Source organism: Roseomonas sp. WA12 (assembly GCF_054165765.1).
The window spans coordinates 4657827-4671108 of record NZ_CM135108.1 but is presented as its reverse complement, the minus strand read 5'-3'; the positions used below and the strand labels follow the sequence as shown (position 1 = coordinate 4671108).

The window sequence follows — 13282 nt, the reverse complement described above, 5'->3', positions numbered from 1 at the left end:
CTCGTGGCCGGTCGCATCCGGCCTATTCCTCGCCGAAGCCGGCCTCGATCAGGGCGGCCACCTCGTCCAGCGCCTCGCGCGCGTCCCAGCCCTCTGCCTCGAGGGTGACGGTCGCGCCCTTGCCGGCACCGAGCATCATCAGCCCCATGATGGAGCAAGCCGGCACCGTCTGCCCGTCATGCGTGATGCTCAGGCAGGAGCAGTGCTTCTCGGCCAGCGTCACCACCTTGGCGGCGGCGCGCGCATGCAGCCCGCGCTGGTTGCGGATCAGGATGCTGCGGCGGAGCACCATCGGGGAGCCCTCCGGCTTCATGGTCGCGGTCGCGGTGTTCTCGCTCATCGCCTGGTTCCCCCGTTCACCGTGGCTTCGCCGCGCAGCTCGCCGGCGGTGGCCATGTATTTGCGCCCTGCATTCACCGCGTGGCTCACCGCCTCGGCCAGCGGCTCGGTGCCGCGCAGCTTCGCCAGCTTCACCAGCAGCGGCAGGTTCACCCCCGCGATCACCTCCACCTGGCGGCCGCAGCAAACCGGCGGATCGCAGGTGCGGATCGAGGCGGCCAGGTTGGAAGGAGTGCCGCCGAACATGTCGGTCAGCACCACCACGCCATCACCCTGGTCCACAGTCTCCACGGCCGCACGGATGTCGCCCCGCCGACTCTCGAGGTCGTCCTCGGGGCCAATGCAGATGGTTGCGACATGCTTCTGCGGCCCCATGACGTGCTCCATGGCGAGGCGAAGTTCCTCGGCCAGGCGTCCATGGGTGACGAGGACGAATCCGATCATCGGCGGTCCGGAAGGGCCGCCCGCGGAAAGCGGGGTTGGGCCAAGGGTGTGTCCAGCTCAGGGGGATGGCCAGCGCGGGGCGCGGCCGGATTTGTTTCGTTCATGCTCAGGGGGTCGATATGGGGTGCGGGGGGGGCCGCTTGGAGTCGGGAGGCGGGAAAGGATTCCCGAATCCCAAGCTCCCTGTGAGACAGCTCCACGGGCCGGCCGGCCCGGGCGAAATGCCGCGCGAGGCGCTCTGCCGCGAACACCGAGCGGTGCTTGCCTCCCGTGCAGCCGAGCGCCACGGTCAGGTACTTCTTGCCCCCCGTTTCATAGGCCGGCAAGAGCGGGTCCAGCAGCGCCGTCATGCGCGCCCAGAATGGGGCCCATTCCGGATCTCCCTCGAGATGGGCGGCCACCGGCGCGTCCCGGCCGGTCATCGGGCGCAGGGCCGGGTCGTAATGCGGATTGCGCAGAAAGCGCAGGTCCAGCACCAGATCCGCCTCGCGCGGCAGGCCGTGGGGATAGCCGAAGGACTGCACCGTCACGGCCATGCCAGCCAGGCCCGCGGGCCCGTAGCGCCGCTCGATCATCCGGCGAAGCTCCGGCATCGGCAGCGCCGAGGTATCGATCAGCCAGTCCGCCGCCTCCCGCAATGGGGCCAGCGCCTCGGCCTCCAGTGCAATGCCGTCGCCCACGCTGGCGCCGGACGTCCCGGCCAGCGGGTGGCGCCGGCGCGTCTCGGAGTAGCGGCGCAGCAGCACGTCCTCGGCGGCGTCCATGAAGACCAGTTCGGGTGCCGCGGCCCCGCGGGCGCGCAGCGCGTCCAGCCCGGCCAGCAGCGCGGCGGCATCGAAGCCCCGCGTGCGCGTGTCCACGCCGATCGCCAGTGGCCGACCGCCACTCGGCCCGGCCATCAACTCGCCCAGGACGGCGAGCGGCGGGTTGTCCACAGTCTCGTGCCCGAGGTCCTCCAGCACGCGGAGCGCGGAGGACTTCCCGGCCCCGGACAGGCCGGTGACCACCACGACTGGGCGGGGCGAGGCGCTCAGGGGATGCGCTCCGGAGCACCCGGCTCAAGAGCGCCGGCACGGCAGGCGATCCGCCCGGCAATGGCGTCCAGCGCGAGCGCCAGCTTGCGAGGCGCCGAGGCGTCCTTCGCATGAAGCGCGATTCGCGGCAGGGCATGCCCTAGCGCCTCGAAGCGCGCGGGCTCCGGCAGGCGCGGCACGGCCTCTCGCGCCACGCAGTCCACCGCAAGGGCGAGCGGCGTCTCCGCCAGGTAGTCCAGCCCTTCCATCAGTCCAATCCCGCGCAGCTCAATCATCCCGCGCAGAGAGTCGGGGGCGGAGGCGCACAGGGCGTTCTCCCCGGCGCGCAGCAGCACCTGGTCATCGGCCACGAGGCGCCATCCCTCGCCCGTGAGGCGCAGGAGGAGATCGGACTTGCCAGCACCGGGAAGGCCGAGAAGGAGCACCCCCTGAGGGCACCCGTCCCCGTCCCGCGCGGCGCAACTGCCGTGTTGCAGCATGGCTGGATGGTGACACCCCGGACAGGCGGCGGACCGTGGCAGAAATCGGGCGAAGGCGAAAGCGTCACGGCGGGCGCGTCCCTTGGGAGGAGAGCCGGGCATGAAAAAATGACACCGGCGAGTGGAGGACGAGGCATGGACAGCCCCCGCGCCCTGCCCCATCCACCAGCCATGACCACGCGCCCCGAGATCGAAGCCGCCGCCGCCCGAATCGCTCCCTATATCCGCCGAACACCCGTGCTGATGCTGCCCAGCGCCGCGCTTGGCGCGCCCTGCGAGGTGGCGCTGAAACTGGAGCAGTTGCAGGTGAGCGGCTCCTTCAAGGCGCGGGGCGCCTTCAACGCCCTGCTGCAGTCCGGCGCGGGCGAGGTCGGAGTTATTGCGGCCTCGGGCGGCAATCACGGCGCGGCGGTGGCCCATGCCGCCGGCGCGTTGGGCATCCCGGCCGAGATCCATGTTCCCGCTATCTCCGCTCCCTCCAAGGTCGCGCGGATCCGGGAAGCAGGGGCCGTGGTGGTGCAGGGCGGCGCGACCTATGCCGAGGCCTTCGCCGCGAGCGAGGCGCGCCGCGCCGAAACCGGCGCCGTCTCGATCCATGCCTATGACCAGCCCGAGGTGCTGGCCGGCCAGGGCACGGTGGCGCGCGAGTTCGCTGAGGATGCCCCCGGCCTTTCCCATGTGCTGATCGCCGTCGGCGGCGGCGGGCTGATCGGCGGCGTAGCGTCCTGGTTCGCCGGCACCGGCACCCAGGTGGTGGCGGTGGAGCCCGAGGGCTGCCCGACCCTGTTCACCGCCCTCCATGAAGGCCATCCCGTGGACGCGCCCGTGGGCGGCTTGGCTGCCGACAGTCTCGGCGCGCGCCGCGTCGGCACTCTCATGTTCCCGATCGCACGCGACGTGGTCCGCGAGGCCGTGCTGGTAACAGACGAGGCCATCCGCGACGCCCAGCGCCGCCTCTGGTCCGCCTGCCGCGTGGTGGCGGAGCCAGGCGGCGCGGCCGCGCTGGCCGCGCTTCTGTCCGGCGCCTGGGTACCGCCGGACGGCGCGCGGGTGGGGGTTCTTGTATGTGGTGGGAACTGCGAGCCGGGGTCGGTCTCTGGCTGATCCAGGAGGTACGATCCGCACGAGTCCGTCAGGGCCCAAACCATCACCGGGGGGTGCCGTTTCAGACCCGCACTCTCCGGAGACCAATTCATGTTTATGCGCGTCGACAAGCTGCAGGCTGAACTCCCGCCCCCGAAGCGGAAGGACCCGAATGCCGGCGCTGCCCTCCAAGAGCTGCTGGGCGGCAAGTATGGCGAGATGTCCACGCTCGGGAACTACATGTTCCAGAGCTTCAACTTCCGTTCCAAGGACAAGCTGAAGCCCTTCTACAGCCTGGTGGCCTCCATCACGGCCGAGGAGCTGGGCCATGTGGAGCTGGTGAGCAACGGCGTCGCCATGCTCAACAACGGGCCTGACGTGCCGGATGCCGATGCTGGCAACGGCGGTGACATCTCCAAATCGCCGATGGAAGCGATGAAGGACATCCGCTCCTTCGCCAGCTTCGCCTCGAACGGCGGCGGCGCGCTGCCGGTGAACAGCAACTCCATGTCCTGGAATGCGGACATGGTGACGACGACGGGCAATGTCGTCGTGGACCTGCTGCACAACTTCCACCTGGAATGCGGCGCGCGCCTGCACAAGCTGCGCGTCTACGAGACCCTGTCGGACCCGACGGGCCGCGAGGTCTGCGGCTACCTCCTCGTCCGCGGCTCGGTTCACGCGCATGCCTATGCGCTGGCGCTGAAGCAGATCACGGGTGTCGAGCTGGAGAAGTTCCTGCCGACTCCGAACATCCCGCTGGACAAGATCCCCGAGTGCCAGAAGTACCTGCAGGAGGGCTCGCACCGCCGGCTCTATACCTGGAGCCCCGCGGACTACAAGGAAATCGCGGGCATCTGGGGCAATGGCGAGCAGGCCCTTCCGGGCGATCCGCCGGGCGAGCTGACGGTGGTGGACGGCATGCCCGAGGGCGGCAAGATCCACCAGCTGGTCGGCATCCCCTCCGCCTTCACGCCTGACTACGCGCCGGAGGAAATGTTCGAGATCGCCTCCAAGCTCTACAAGAAGTCCCGCTAAGCGAGGCAAGGCTGGGGGATCGAACGCCCCCAGACCTCCTCCTCCTGGGGTTTGAGGGTGCCGTCGCGAATGGCGCGCCAACAAACCGCCAAAAAAGGGATGAGGGTCCGGGAGAATACCGTCTCCCGGCCCTTTTCTTATCCGAGCTCCGACGCCCCCGGCGGGCTCGGCGCCACCGCCTTTGCCGCCCGCACCGCCCGCAGCACCGCCGCTGCAATCACATGTGGCACGATCGCGCCCAGCGCCATCATGTTCCCGGTCAGCCCGGCCCTCCCTGTCGCCAGCGCGAAGACCGTGTCGCCGTCCGACATGGTGTGGATCGGGTCGATCGTTCGTGCCAGCCCATCATGCGCGGAACCTGCCAGGCGCTGGCACTGCGCCTTCGTCAGCATCGCATCCGTTGCCACCACACCGATGGTGGTCGCCATCCCTGCCTGCATCGAAGCCGGCAACTCCCCCCGCAGAACGCCCGCGGTGGCACCGAACGGGCGGCGACCCTCCGCATCCCGCGCGCCGGCCACCACCTGACCGGTGGCGGGGTCGACGACATCGCCCACTGCATTCACCGCCACGACCGCGCCCACAGTGATGGCGCCGATCTTCACGGCGGCCGTGCCGATCCCGCCTTTCATCGCGCGCGCCATGCCGAACAGCTTGCCCACCGTCGCGCCCGTGCCAGCGCCCACGCTGCCCTCGGCCGGAGGCGCAGTGGAAGCGGCCTCGCAAGCGGCGTAGCCGGCGGCTGCATCAGGGCGGATGCGGTGGTCACCGAGGGAGAGGTCGAACAGGATTGCGGCCGGGACGATGGGCACGCGGGCGGGGCCGGCAGGGTAGCCGATGCCGCGCTCCTCCAGCCAGCGCATCACGCCCGTCGCCGCCTCCAGCCCAAAGGCCGAGCCGCCGGAGAGCAGGACGGCGTGAACCTTGTCGACCGCACCGGCGGGGTTCAGCAGGTCCGTCTCGCGCGTACCCGGGGCGGCGCCGCGCACATCCACTCCGGCTGTCGCGCCTTCTTCGGCGAGGATGACGGTGCAGCCGGTCGGGCGGCGCGCCTCGGTGAAATGGCCGACCCTGATGCCCGGCACATCGGTGATGGCGCCGCCCATCGGTGGGCGCCAGGGGGTCTGGGCCACAGAGCCTCCGGCAGCGATAGCTCCGAGGCTCACAGCAGGTCCGCGCTGCTTCACGCCGCGACTTACACGGACGCGGAGCCGGATGCGCCGCCCTGCGCCTGGTCGGGATCGGTAGCGCGCAGCACGAACTCGTCGATCCGTGGCGCCCATATCCGCCACAGCGCGGACAACTCGCCGATCGGGTCCGCCGCGCGGTCTACGCGCAGGTCGGCCAGGGCAAAATCCTGATCGCCATGCAGCTCGAGCACGGCCGAGATGACAGGCCCATGCTCGCCACCTGCCGCCTCCCCGGCTGCCAGCGCCGCGAGTAGGCGATCGCCCAGCGGTGCGGCGGGCTCGGCCTCGAAGCCGCGCACCATCGCGGCGGGAACTTCCGGGCTGGAAAGGATGTTGCCGATGGCCACGCAGTCCCGGCCATGGGCATCGCCCCGCTCGGGCTTCACCCGGGCGCCATGGTGATGCGCCGTTCCACCCCGGGCATCCAGAGCGGCCAGTTGGCGCCAGGCGGCATGCGGCGTTGAGGCGACGAGCCCCGCCACCACCTCCGCCGCCGAGCAGCCGCTGCGCAGCAGGGCAACGCCGCGCGGACCGAGACGCGGGTCGGTCCGGTGCTGGGTCAACACCGCGCCCCACCCCGCCGCGAGGTGCTGGATCCGCGACCCGACGGCGATGTCCGAGGTGGCGCCGGCTGCGCCGATCTGGCCGGTGCGGGCGCAGCGGCCGAGAAGCGAGAAGGTCATGCTCGCGAGTCTGGAAGCGTGTCCCGCGGGTGTCCATCCCGCTCGTTACGCGCGCAGGTAGCAGGACTCCCTTGCGCTCGCACCGTTGGCAGGGACAGAACGCTCTCGAAATCGAGAGAAACGTTCCGCGCTCCATGATGCGTGCCCTCTGGCTCGCCGTCCTGCTCTTGCTCCCTGCTCTCCCATCCGGGGCCGAGGAGGTTCCGGCAACCGGCAGCAACTTCGGCGGTGCCGGCCTGGTCGAGACGCGGAACGCCCGCTTCCGCGAGGATGGAACGTTGGAGGCCGGCTCCGCCATCCGCCACCAGCGCCGGTTCTTCTTTCTGAATTTCCAGGCCCTTCCCTTCCTGGAAACCACCTTCAGGCTGAGCGAGCGGCTGAACGCCACCACTGGCCGTGGCAGCACAACGGACCGCTCCGTCGACCTGAAGCTGCGTTTGCTGGAGGAAGGGCGCTGGAACCCCGCTGTGGCGATCGGGCTGCAGGACCTGGTCGGCACAGGGATCTATGGCGGGGAGTACCTGGTTGCCTCCCGCCGCTGGGGGCCGCTTGACCTCTCTCTCGGTCTCGGCTTCGGGCGGCTCGGCACGCGGGGCGACTTCGCCAACCCGCTGACCAATCTCTCGGATGGTTTTCGCACGCGCCCGCGCGATGTCGGCCGGGGCGGCACGCTGCGGCTGGACTTCTTCCGGGGCGAAGACGTCGCCCTCTTCGGCGGCGCCGAGTACAGCCTGCCGCGGTTGGAGACCCCCTGGGGCGAGTTGGACGGTCTGCGCGCCAAACTCGAATGGTCGGGCGATGCGCTGCGGGACGAGCGCGGCGGCTACCCCGTGCGGCGCGGCCCTCTGCGCGGAACCGCCCGCAGCCCGGTGAATGTCGGGCTGCAATGGTCCGGCGAGCATGTCGATGCCGGGCTGTCCTTCGTTCACGGCACGGACCTGCTGGTCCGCCTTTCCCTGCGGATGGACCCGGCCGATCCGCCCGCTGCCCCGCCCCTTCGCCCGGTTCCGCCCTTGCCGGCGCGCCCAGCCGCTGGGTTGGGTGGGGGCTTTGGTAGGGGTGGGGCCATGCCGGAGGCGGAGGACAACGCCGACGCACGCGCGCGTGCCGCCTTCACCCGGCTGCGCGCTGCCGGTTTTCGCCCCATTGCCTATGAGGAGCGCGGGTCGGAGGCGCGCATCGCCGTCTCGGAGGGGAACCAGCGCAGCCTGCCCCAGGTTGCCTCCCGCGTGCTGCGGGCGGTGAACGACATCGTGCCGCCGGAGCTGGAGGCCCTGCGGCTGTCCTGGTGGCAGGCCGGGGCGGAAATGGGAGCCATCACGGTGCCCCGCGCCGCCTTGGAGAATGCAGCCGGTCCCGCAGGGAGCGTCGAGGAGGCCTGGGGTGCCACCACCCTGATCCCGGCCGAGGGCATCCTCTCCCCAGAGGCAGTGACCGAGCCCGGTCCACATCTGGACTGGGTGCTGGAGCCTCGGCTGAACCTGCAGCTCGGGGATCCCTCGCGCACGCTGCGCTACCAAGGCGCAGCAGCGGCAGGGCTTCGAGTGGAGTTCGAGGGCGGCTACAGCCTCTCGGGCGCCGTGCAGCAAGCAGTGTTCGGCAACCTGGACCGCGGCCTGCCCTCCGACAGCCGGCTGCCGCGGGTGCGGAGCGACTACGCGGTCTATGCGCGGGAGGGAAAGACCTCCATCCCCGCCCTCTATGGCGAGCGCGTGTGGAACCTGGCGCCCGACGTGTTCGCCCGCGCCACCGCCGGACTGCTTGAGCCGATGTTTGGCGGCGTCTCGTCCGAGGTGCTGTGGCGGCCGGTGGATCGTGGCTTCGCGGTGGGGCTGGACATCAACCTCGTTCAGCAGCGCGCGACGGACGGGAAGCTCGGCTTTCGCAATTACGGGGCGGCGACCGGCCATGTCTCGCTCTATGCGGACCTGCCGGTGTGGAACCTCTACGGCATCCTGCGCGCAGGTCGCTACCTCGCCGGCGACTGGGGCGGCACCGTCGAGATCGGCCGCCGCTTCGACAGCGGTATCGAGGTGGGAGCATTCGCCACCCTCACGAACGTGCCCTTCTCCCGCTTCGGAGAGGGCTCCTTCGACAAGGGTATCTATGTGCGCCTGCCGCTCTCCCTGTTCGGCGCGGAGTCGCGGGGCAGCGGCACGGCGGTGATCCGGCCGGTGCAGCGGGATGGCGGGCAGCGCCTGGCGGTGGACAACCCGCTCTGGGAAGTGACACGCGCCGGGCGAGAGGATGCCGTCCGGCGCAGCATCGGCGGCTACGCGCGCTGAGAGACGTCCGCCAGATAGGCCCGCCGCGGCGGGCCGGTCCGACGCGGGCGGGCTGCCGGAAGGGCGGGCTGCGAGGAGGGCCGAACCTTTGCCTGTTGCTCGAGCAGCTCGGCCATGCAGCCCAGCATTCCCGACAACTCGGGCCGGCCGAGAAAAGCCGCGGCCCGTGCCAGATTTTCCAGCTCGCGTGCTACGCCCCGAATTTCGGTCTGGAGACCGAGTGCTACGCCGTCGTCATCCATGATCCATCCCCCGTCATCGCTCAGGGTGACCCCGAAAGCAGCCCGCCTGAACACTGGCCGGCGGCGGAACACCCGCCGCGCGGCCCATATCCCAGGTGGTCCACCCTCCCCCTCGCGGCCATCCAAGCAGCAGAAGGCGCATTAAACTGAGAGTGATGCACGCGAAATAAATTAATTTCGTACCGGCTCAACCAAATCGGAATTGTCACAGGACGCACCGCTGGACCCGGCGGTCCCGGGATCCTTTTCAGTTCACGGTGATACGGGCTTCCCTTACCACGCGGCCCCAAGTCTCGACCTCCTGCACCATCTTGCGCTGCAGCTCCTCCGGCGTGGAGGAGACCGCATCGGCACCGGCCGCGACCAACCGTTCCTGGATCTTCGGATCGGCCAGCGCCTCCCGCAGCACCGCGTTCAGCCTGGTAATCGCGGGCGCCGGCGTTCCGACTGGCACCATGATCGCGCCCCAGGAGGTCGCCTCGGCATCCGGCAGGCCGATCTCCTTCATCGTCGGCACGTCGGGCAGCTGGGAAGTACGGCGCGGCCCGGTAGTCGCCAGGGCGCGCACGCGGCCGCCCTGGATCTGGCCGATGGCGGAGGGCAGCTGGTCCAGCATGAACTGCACGTTGCCAGCCACCGTGTCGTTCAGAGCCGGTGCGCTGCCGCGATAGGGCACATGCGTCACCTCCACCTTGGCCGCAGCACGGAACAGCTCGGCGACCATATGGGTGGAGGAGCCGGAGCCGGCAGAGCCGAAGCTCGCCTTGCCCGGGTTGGCGCGCAGCCAGGCCAGGAACTCCTGCGCCGTGCGGGCGGGCACGCGGTCGTTCACGATCAGCACGTGGTCCGTGGCGAAGGCCATACCAACGGGAACGAGATCCTTCGCGGGGTCAAAGCCCATGCTGCCATAGAGATGCTGGTTGATGGTCAGCGTGCCGGTGGTGCCCATCAGGATGACGGTGCCGTCGGCGGGCGCACGCACCACGTTCTCGACGCCGATATTGCCGCCTGAACCCGCGCGGTTCTCCACCACCACGGGCTGGCCGAGGCGCTCGGTCATGCGCTCGGCCAGCACGCGCGCCACCACGTCGGTGGCACCACCGGCCGCGAAGGGCACGACGAAGCGGAGGGGGCGGGACGGATGCCAGTCCTGCGCATGGGCGCCGGTCGCAACGGTGGTGGCGGCAAGCGCGGCGGCGCTGCCCAGAAGGTGACGTCGGCCGATGATCATTCTTGATTTTCCTCCAGTTCTTCTTTGACGTTGGCCGATTCGGGCCGTTCTTTCGCCGAGCCTAGCAGTCCGTCGCGTGCCTCCGCTTGATCTCCTGCATCACCTCGTCCGGATCGGCGGCCCACCAGCGGCGGGAGAGAATTTCCACCTCGGTGTGGCCGCGATAGCCGCCGGCCTCGACCATGGCGCGGATGCCGGGGATGTCGATCACCCCCTCCCCTGGCAGGCCGCGGTCGAAGACGGTGTCCGTGGTGGGCACCAGCCAGTCGCAGACATGGAAGGCGGCGATTCGCGACCCCGCGCGGGCGATCTGCGCGCGAAGAGCCGGGTCCCACCAGACATGATAGACATCGAGTGCGACGCCGCTGCCCGCGCCCAGCTCGTCGCAGAGGTCCAGTGCCTGGCCGAGGGTGGAGAGCACGCTGCGGTCCGCGCAGGTCATGGGATGCAGCGGTTCCAGCGCGACCGTCACGCCCGCCGCGCGCGCCTCCTCCATGATGGCGTGCAGCCCGTCCCGCACCATCGCGCGGGCGCCGTCGATGTCCTTGGATCCCGGCGGCAGCCCGCCGCAAACCATCACCAGGCACGCCGCGCCGATCGCGTTCGCTTCCGCGATGGCGCGGCGGTTGTCCTCGATCGCAGCGGCGCGGCCGGCCGCATCGACGGCGGGGAACATGCCGCCGCGGCAGAGGCCGGAGACTTCGAGCCCGGCATCGCGGATCGCGCGCGCGGCCTGTTGCACGCCCATGGCCTGCAGCACGTCACGCCAGGGGGAAATTCCGGGAACTCCGTGGCGCGCGCAGCCCTCGATGCATTCCGCAAGGCCCCAGCGCTCCTTCACCGTGACGGTGTTGAGCGAGAGCGGTCCGGGGGCACCCATCACGCGACCCCGTGCAGCGCGAGGAGTGACTTCATCCGCGTCGCCGCACGCTCCGGGTCCGACAGCAGCCCGGCCTTGTCGGCCAGGCGGAACAGCTCGGAGAAGTGCTGGATGGAGCGGGTGGATTGCTGCCCGCCGACCATGACGAAATGGTCCTGGTGCCCGTTCAGCCAGGCCATGAACACCACGCCAGTTTTGTAGAACCGGGTGGGGGCCTTGAAGATATGGCGGGAGAGCGGGATGGTCGGCGCCAGGATCTCGTGGAAGGTGGAGAGGTCGTTGCGCGACAGCGCGGCGAGCGCCCCGCCCACCGCGGGGGCGATGGGATCGAAGATGCCCAGCAGCGCGTCCGAATGGCCTTCGGCGTCGCCGGCAATGAGCTCTGCGTAGTTGAAGTCGTCCCCGGTATACATGCGCACGCCCTTGGGCAGGCGCCGGCGCATGGAGATCTCCTTCTGGTCGTCCAGCAGCGAGATCTTCACGCCATCCACCTTGTCCGCATGGCTGGCGATGACGTCGAGCGCCACCTCCATCGCGGCCATGTGGTCGTGATGGCCCCAGTAGCCCTCCAGCGCCGGATCGAACATCTCGCCGAGCCAGTGAATGATGACGGGCTGCCGCACGGAGGACAGTACGCGGTCATAGACTCGCACATAATCGTCCGGCGACCTCGCCGCCTTCGCCAGCGCGCGGGAGGCCATGAGGATGATGCGACCGCCCATGCCTTCGACCGCCGCGCACTGCTCCTCATAGGCGCGGATCACGTCGTCCACCGTCACGTCCGGGCCGGGGGTGAGGTGATCCGTACCGGCGCCGGAGGCGATGAAGGCGTCGGGGAAGTCCTTCTTCGCGTCGAGCGAGCGGCGGATCAGCTCCTGCGCGCCGGCCCAGTCCAGCCCCATGCCGCGCTGCGCCGTGTCCATCGCCTCCGCGACGCCGAGGCCGAGGGACCAGAGATGACGGCGGAAGGCGATGGTGCGGTCCCAATCCACCTTCACGTCCAGCCAGGGATCCTGCTCGGCCAGCGGGTCCGCCACCACATGGGCGGCGGCATAGGCGATGCGGGGATAGGGCGGCTTCGCCACGGCGAAGTTGCCGGGCGCCCCGGTAGTGTAGGATTCCAGCGTGCCGGAGGCGGTGGGAAGGTTGAGGGTGGCCATGCTCAGGCCTCCAGCGCCGGAAGGTCGATCCAGCGGCGCTCGGCCCAGGACTTGAGCCCGGCCTCGGCCAGCTGCACGCCCTTGGCGCCGGCCATCAGGTCCCAGGGATAGTCCGCGCGCTCGCCCACCACGTACTTCAGGAACTCCTCCCACTGCACGCGGAAGCCGTTCGGGTAGGGCTGGGTGCTCGGCACCTTCTGCCAGCCCTCGTAGAAGTTGATGGTCTGGGGCTCGTCGGGGTTCCACACCGGCTTGGGCGTGCTCACCCGCGCCTGCGTCCAGCAATCCGTGAGGCCGCACACGGCGGACCCGTGCGTGCCGTCCACATGGAAGGTGACGAGGTCGTCGCGCCGCACGCGCGTGGTCCAGGAGGAGTTGATCTGCGCAACGATGCCGCCCTCCAGCTCGAAGGTGGCATAGGCCGCGTCGTCCGTGTCCGCGTCATACGGCTTGTTCTGCTCGTCGTAGCGCACGGGGATATGCGTGGCGCCCAGGCAGGAAACGGACTTCGTGGCGCCGAAGGTGTTGTCGAGCACGTAGCGCCAATGGCACAGCATATCGAGGATGATGCCGCCGCCCTCGTTCTTTTTGTAGTTCCAGCTCGGGCGCTGGGTGGGCTGCAGGTCACCCTCGAACACCCAGTAGCCGAATTCGCCGCGCACCGAGAGGATGCGGCCGAGGAAGCCGCTGTCGATCACCATCTTCATCTTGCGGATGCCCGGCAGGAACAGCTTGTCCTGCACCACGCCGTGCTTGATGCCGGCGGCCTTGGCCACCCGCACCAGCTCCAGCGCGTCCTCCAGGTTCTCCGCCGTCGGCTTCTCGGAATAGACGTGCTTGCCGGCAGCGATAGCCTTCTTCAGCAGCTCCGCCCGCATCTGTGTTGTTGCGGCATCAAAAAAAATCGTGTCGTCGGGGTTCGCCAGGGCGGCGTCGAGATCCGTGCCGACACGGTCGATGCCATGCGCCTTGGCCAGCGCCTCCAGCTTCTCCCGGTTACGGCCGACGATGATCGGGTCGGGCATGATGCGGTCGCCATTGGCGAGTGGCACGCCGCCCTCCCGGCGGATGGCGGCGATGGAGCGGATGAGGTGCTGGTTCATTCCCATGCGGCCGGTGACGCCATGCATGATCAACCCAACCCGACGCTGCGCCATTCGCGCTTCCCCCTTTATCATAGGTAACCGTGCGGTT

14 protein-coding genes are annotated in these 13282 nt (G+C 69.7%); 3 read left to right on the top strand and 11 right to left on the bottom strand.

What is annotated here, in order from left to right:
- Positions 1–22: 22 nt before the first annotated feature.
- Genes ACVBD7_RS22005 through ACVBD7_RS21990 form a run of 4 tightly spaced genes read right to left on the bottom strand, consistent with a single transcriptional unit; the run spans position 23 to position 2242 of the window.
- Positions 23–340, bottom strand: a complete 318-nt coding sequence (locus ACVBD7_RS22005; protein WP_458095376.1) for an HPr family phosphocarrier protein — start codon at positions 338–340, stop codon at positions 23–25.
- Positions 337–783: a PTS sugar transporter subunit IIA gene (locus tag ACVBD7_RS22000; RefSeq protein WP_458095375.1), complete on the bottom strand. Its 447-nt coding sequence runs from the start codon at positions 781–783 to the stop codon at positions 337–339. Before ACVBD7_RS22000 ends, ACVBD7_RS22005 begins: the two co-directional genes overlap by 4 nt.
- Positions 780–1790 carry an RNase adapter RapZ gene (gene rapZ, locus ACVBD7_RS21995; protein ID WP_458095374.1) on the bottom strand — a complete coding sequence of 337 codons (1011 nt, stop codon included), beginning with the start codon at positions 1788–1790 and terminating at the stop codon, positions 780–782. Before rapZ ends, ACVBD7_RS22000 begins: the two co-directional genes overlap by 4 nt.
- Positions 1791–1813: 23 nt before the next feature.
- The gene (locus ACVBD7_RS21990) at positions 1814–2242 is read right to left on the bottom strand and encodes an HPr kinase/phosphorylase (protein WP_458095373.1); all 429 of its coding nucleotides are present in this window, start codon (positions 2240–2242) and stop codon (positions 1814–1816) included.
- Between the two features lie 189 nt (positions 2243–2431).
- On the opposite strand from ACVBD7_RS21990, the gene ACVBD7_RS21985 reads away from it, so the two are divergent.
- Positions 2432–3400, top strand: a complete 969-nt coding sequence (locus ACVBD7_RS21985) for a serine/threonine dehydratase (protein WP_458095372.1) — start codon at positions 2432–2434, stop codon at positions 3398–3400.
- 90 nt (positions 3401–3490) lie between these two features.
- A complete protein-coding gene (locus ACVBD7_RS21980) occupies positions 3491–4417 on the top strand; it encodes a manganese catalase family protein (protein ID WP_458095371.1) in 927 nt (308 codons plus the stop codon).
- A 137-nt stretch (positions 4418–4554) separates the two neighbouring features.
- Here the strand turns inward: ACVBD7_RS21980 and ACVBD7_RS21975 are convergent, their stop codons facing one another.
- Complete coding sequence (locus ACVBD7_RS21975; protein WP_458095370.1) at positions 4555–5550, bottom strand: P1 family peptidase; 996 nt, start codon at positions 5548–5550, stop codon at positions 4555–4557.
- A 62-nt stretch (positions 5551–5612) separates the two neighbouring features.
- Entirely contained in the window at positions 5613–6290 is a 678-nt protein-coding gene (locus ACVBD7_RS21970) for a DUF1028 domain-containing protein (protein WP_458095369.1), read from the bottom strand.
- Between the two features lie 134 nt (positions 6291–6424).
- Between ACVBD7_RS21970 and ACVBD7_RS21965 the strand changes: the two genes are divergently transcribed.
- Positions 6425–8575, top strand: coding sequence for a YjbH domain-containing protein (locus ACVBD7_RS21965; RefSeq protein WP_458095368.1), 2151 nt, complete (start codon positions 6425–6427; stop codon positions 8573–8575).
- Here the strand turns inward: ACVBD7_RS21965 and ACVBD7_RS21960 are convergent.
- The 5 genes from ACVBD7_RS21960 to ACVBD7_RS21940 all read right to left on the bottom strand — a co-directional run bounded on the left by ACVBD7_RS21960 (position 8563) and on the right by ACVBD7_RS21940 (position 13245).
- Entirely contained in the window at positions 8563–8817 is a 255-nt protein-coding gene (locus ACVBD7_RS21960) for a hypothetical protein (protein ID WP_458095367.1), read from the bottom strand. The genes ACVBD7_RS21965 and ACVBD7_RS21960 overlap by 13 nt on opposite strands.
- A 247-nt stretch (positions 8818–9064) precedes the next feature.
- Positions 9065–10048 (bottom strand): Bug family tripartite tricarboxylate transporter substrate binding protein, encoded by a 984-nt coding sequence (locus ACVBD7_RS21955; protein WP_458095366.1) that lies wholly within the window; start codon positions 10046–10048, stop codon positions 9065–9067.
- Positions 10049–10109: 61 nt separating this feature from the next.
- A complete protein-coding gene (locus tag ACVBD7_RS21950) occupies positions 10110–10928 on the bottom strand; it encodes a sugar phosphate isomerase/epimerase family protein (protein ID WP_458095365.1) in 819 nt (272 codons plus the stop codon).
- A complete protein-coding gene (locus ACVBD7_RS21945) occupies positions 10928–12088 on the bottom strand; it encodes a dihydrodipicolinate synthase family protein (protein WP_458095364.1) in 1161 nt (386 codons plus the stop codon). Before ACVBD7_RS21945 ends, ACVBD7_RS21950 begins: the two co-directional genes overlap by 1 nt.
- A gap of 2 nt (positions 12089–12090) precedes the next feature.
- Positions 12091–13245 carry a Gfo/Idh/MocA family protein gene (locus tag ACVBD7_RS21940; protein WP_458095363.1) on the bottom strand — a complete coding sequence of 385 codons (1155 nt, stop codon included), beginning with the start codon at positions 13243–13245 and terminating at the stop codon, positions 12091–12093.
- Positions 13246–13282: the final 37 nt, after the last annotated feature.

Coding starts and splice junctions, on each gene's coding strand:
- ACVBD7_RS21955 (WP_458095366.1), bottom strand. CDS start 10,048: ATGATCATCGGCCGACGTCACCTTCTGGGCAGCGCCGCCGCGCTTGCC.
- ACVBD7_RS21965 (WP_458095368.1), top strand. CDS start 6,425: ATGATGCGTGCCCTCTGGCTCGCCGTCCTGCTCTTGCTCCCTGCTCTC.
- ACVBD7_RS22005 (WP_458095376.1), bottom strand. CDS start 340: ATGAGCGAGAACACCGCGACCGCGACCATGAAGCCGGAGGGCTCCCCG.
- ACVBD7_RS21950 (WP_458095365.1), bottom strand. CDS start 10,928: ATGGGTGCCCCCGGACCGCTCTCGCTCAACACCGTCACGGTGAAGGAG.
- ACVBD7_RS21945 (WP_458095364.1), bottom strand. CDS start 12,088: ATGGCCACCCTCAACCTTCCCACCGCCTCCGGCACGCTGGAATCCTAC.
- ACVBD7_RS21985 (WP_458095372.1), top strand. CDS start 2,432: ATGGACAGCCCCCGCGCCCTGCCCCATCCACCAGCCATGACCACGCGC.
- ACVBD7_RS21940 (WP_458095363.1), bottom strand. CDS start 13,245: ATGGCGCAGCGTCGGGTTGGGTTGATCATGCATGGCGTCACCGGCCGC.
- ACVBD7_RS22000 (WP_458095375.1), bottom strand. CDS start 783: ATGATCGGATTCGTCCTCGTCACCCATGGACGCCTGGCCGAGGAACTT.
- ACVBD7_RS21960 (WP_458095367.1), bottom strand. CDS start 8,817: ATGGATGACGACGGCGTAGCACTCGGTCTCCAGACCGAAATTCGGGGC.
- ACVBD7_RS21980 (WP_458095371.1), top strand. CDS start 3,491: ATGTTTATGCGCGTCGACAAGCTGCAGGCTGAACTCCCGCCCCCGAAG.
- ACVBD7_RS21970 (WP_458095369.1), bottom strand. CDS start 6,290: ATGACCTTCTCGCTTCTCGGCCGCTGCGCCCGCACCGGCCAGATCGGC.